Annotated in this window: 4 protein-coding genes and 1 pseudogene; all 5 read left to right on the forward strand. The window is 70.8% G+C overall.

The features are described 5' to 3' along the window. Positions 1–641, forward strand: a pseudogene (locus H5J26_RS30040) (ATP-binding protein); the annotation flags it as partial. 74 nt (positions 642–715) lie between these two features. Then, entirely contained in the window at positions 716–1,045 is a 330-nt protein-coding gene (locus H5J26_RS30045; protein WP_309238119.1) for a nucleotide pyrophosphohydrolase, read from the forward strand. Between the two features lie 103 nt (positions 1,046–1,148). Continuing rightward, complete coding sequence (locus H5J26_RS30050; protein WP_309238120.1) at positions 1,149–1,616, forward strand: DUF6099 family protein; 468 nt, start codon at positions 1,149–1,151, stop codon at positions 1,614–1,616. Between the two features lie 69 nt (positions 1,617–1,685). Then, on the forward strand, positions 1,686–2,609 hold the full coding sequence (locus tag H5J26_RS30055; RefSeq protein ID WP_181769117.1) for an LLM class F420-dependent oxidoreductase: 924 nt from the start codon (positions 1,686–1,688) through the stop codon (positions 2,607–2,609). Continuing rightward, positions 2,606–2,853 (forward strand): homocysteine S-methyltransferase family protein (locus H5J26_RS30060; protein WP_419183871.1); only part of this gene is annotated, 248 nt, incomplete at its 3' end. The genes H5J26_RS30055 and H5J26_RS30060, both read left to right, overlap by 4 nt.

The raw sequence follows: 2,853 nt of genomic DNA on the forward strand, positions 1-2,853 counted from the left end.
AGGAGCGCCGCGTGCTGACCGCAGCGGAGCAGGTGGTGGTCGCACTCCGTTCGGTCTTCGCCTGCGACCCCCGCCCGGAGGACATGCGCGATCCGGTCCCGGCGGCGGACACGCTGCTGCGCGGCGGCTGCGACAACGTGGCCGCGGTGCTGCGCCGCACCCGCCTGGAGTGCGGCATCCGGCACGGACTTCTCACCGACGCCGTACGGGCGGGTTGTGCCGGCCGCGTCGCCGGTCTGGCCGGCGACGTCGTCGGCGACGGGAGTGACCGGGGCCTGCTGCGGGCGATGCTCGTGCGCGAGGACGAGCACGGGCAGGAGTGCGGCCGTACGCCCCTGGAGTGGCTGGGCGACGGCGAGTTGCGCTACATCGCTCTCGCGCTCGTACTGCTCACCGGGCCGGGGGTGCTCTCCATGGATCCGGCGCAGGAGGTGCTGCCCGTCCACCAGTCGCTCACCGTGCTCGCCGACGGCCTCGACCGTGCCCTGGACCGGCGGCAGGCCGCCGAACTCCTCGCGCTGGCCGAGCGGATGGGCCGGCGCGGGCATGTGCGGCTCCTGGGCGCCGTGGGCGATGCCGGAGCTGCGGCGGGGGAGGCCGGTCGAATCCCCGGGGTCTCCCTGGTAGACCTTGGTGGGTGAGCGGATCCTCTTCTTCCCCAGCCCCTTCCGGTGACCGTGGCGCCTCGCGCAGTGCGGACGACCCCACACTCACCGTGGCCCGACTTCAGCGCAGGCTCGCTCAGTTCGCAGCCGCCCGCGACTGGGGGCAGTACCACACGCCGAAGAATCTGGCGGCGGCGCTGAGCGTCGAGGCGGGCGAACTCGTCGAGATCTTCCAGTGGCTCACGCCCGAGGAATCCGGTCGTGTGATGGCGCGTCCGGAGTCCGCGCACAGGGTCGAGGACGAGGTCGCGGACGTGCTCGCCTATCTCCTGCAGTTCTGCGAGGCGTTGGGGATCGACGCACTGGGAGCGCTTGCTTCGAAGATCGAGCGGAACGAGAAGCGTTTCCCGGCTGCCGAGAACGGTCACTCTATGGAGTGAGGATCGTGTCCATGCAGGGCAAAATGTCCAGAGTATCCCCAAACTCCCTGGTTCATCTGCCTCTTGATGGTCACGCTGTGTAGCGGAACCATGGAGGGAGGTGGTGGAGTTGGATGCTGTGCATCTCATCAAAGCCGCCCGGCACGCGCTTGCGGAGTGCAGGACGGTGCGGGAAATCGTCGTCGAGTCCTGGGAAGCGCAAGCGCTCACTGAAGTGGTCGGGGGGCATCTCGCCGTCAGCGGGCCGCAGTTGGTGCGGGTCGACGCGCTCGGGCTGGCCGAGGCGGGCGCTCGCGCCCGCAGGGCGGCCGACGGCGCCTTCGGGCTGAACGCGGGCCGTGCCCGAGCGGCGCTGCTCTCCGAGATCCAGGACGCCCGGGCGACCCTGTCGGATCTCGGCTCGCTGCTGGCGGAGACGGCGGAAGCGCTCGTAGGGGTCGCGGTCTCCGCGGACGAGGAGTCGCTCTACTGGCAGTGCATCGAGGCGATCGACGCGGCGGACGAGTCCGAGGACCGGGTCGTCGGCATGCTGCGCCGGATGGAGATGCAGGAGCACGGCGGCGCGGCCTGACAGAGCGGCGCGGCACACGGGGTGCAACGGCGGAAGCAGGAATCCGGCCAGGGAGGCAAGATATGAATCATGAGGCTGCGCATCTTCACCGAACCCCAGCAAGGGGCGAGCTACGACACCCTGTTGCGGGTGGCCAAGGCCGCCGAGGAACTCGACTTCGATGCCTTCTACCGCTCCGACCATTACCTGGCCATGGGTGACGCGGACGGGCTGCCCGGCCCGACGGACGCCTGGGTCACCCTCGCGGGGCTGGCCCGTGAGACCAGCCGCATCCGGCTCGGCACCCTGATGACGGCAGCCACCTTCCGGCTGCCGGGTCCGCTGGCGATCCAGGTCGCCCAGGTCGACGACATGTCGGGCGGCAGGGTCGAACTGGGCCTGGGCACCGGCTGGTTCGACCAGGAGCACACCGCGTACGGAATCCCCTTCCCCAAAGAGAAGTTCGGGCGCCTGGAGGAGCAGCTGGAGATCATCACCGGGCTGTGGTCCACGCCGGTGGGTGAGAAGTTCAGCTACGACGGCAGGCACTACCGCCTGAAGAACTCGCCGGCGCTGCCCAAGCCCGCGCAGAAGAAGGTGCCCGTCCTGATCGGCGGTCACGGCAAGGTGCGCACGCCCGCGCTCGCCGCGCGCTTCGCCGACGAGTTCAACATCCCCTTCGCCTCGATCTCCGACAGCGAGCAGCAGTTCCTGCGAGTGCGGAGGGCCGCCGAGGAACACGGGCGCCGCGCCGGCGACATCGTGTGCTCCAACGCGCTGGTGGCGTGCGTCGGCAGGGACGACGCGGAGGTGGCGCGCCGCGCCGCGGTCATCGGGCGCGACGTGGAGGAGCTCAAGGAGAACGGTCTGGCCGGCTCGCCCGCCGAGGTCGTCGACAAGATCGGACGGTACGAGCAGGCGGGCTCCTCCCGCGTCTATCTGCAGATGCTCGACCTGCAGGACCTCGACCACCTCCAGCTGATCTCGGAACAGGTGCGGACCCAGTTGTCGTGAGCGGCGCCCCCGGAGGGCCGGCCGGCCCGGCTGGTCCGGCCCGTCCCGCTCGTCCGCACGTGCCGCTGAGCGCCGCGCTGGCCCGCGGGCCCCTCGTCCTGGACGGGGGGCTCTCCAACCAGCTGGAGGCCCAAGGCTGCGACCTGAGCGACGAGTTGTGGTCCGCGCGGCTGCTCGTGGACGACCCGGGCCGGATCGAGGCGGCGCACGCGGCGTACGTACGGGCGGGCGCGCGGGTGCTCAT

Source organism: Streptomyces albidus (ex Kaewkla and Franco 2022), assembly GCF_013870515.1.
GTDB lineage: Bacteria > Actinomycetota > Actinomycetes > Streptomycetales > Streptomycetaceae > Streptomyces > Streptomyces albidus.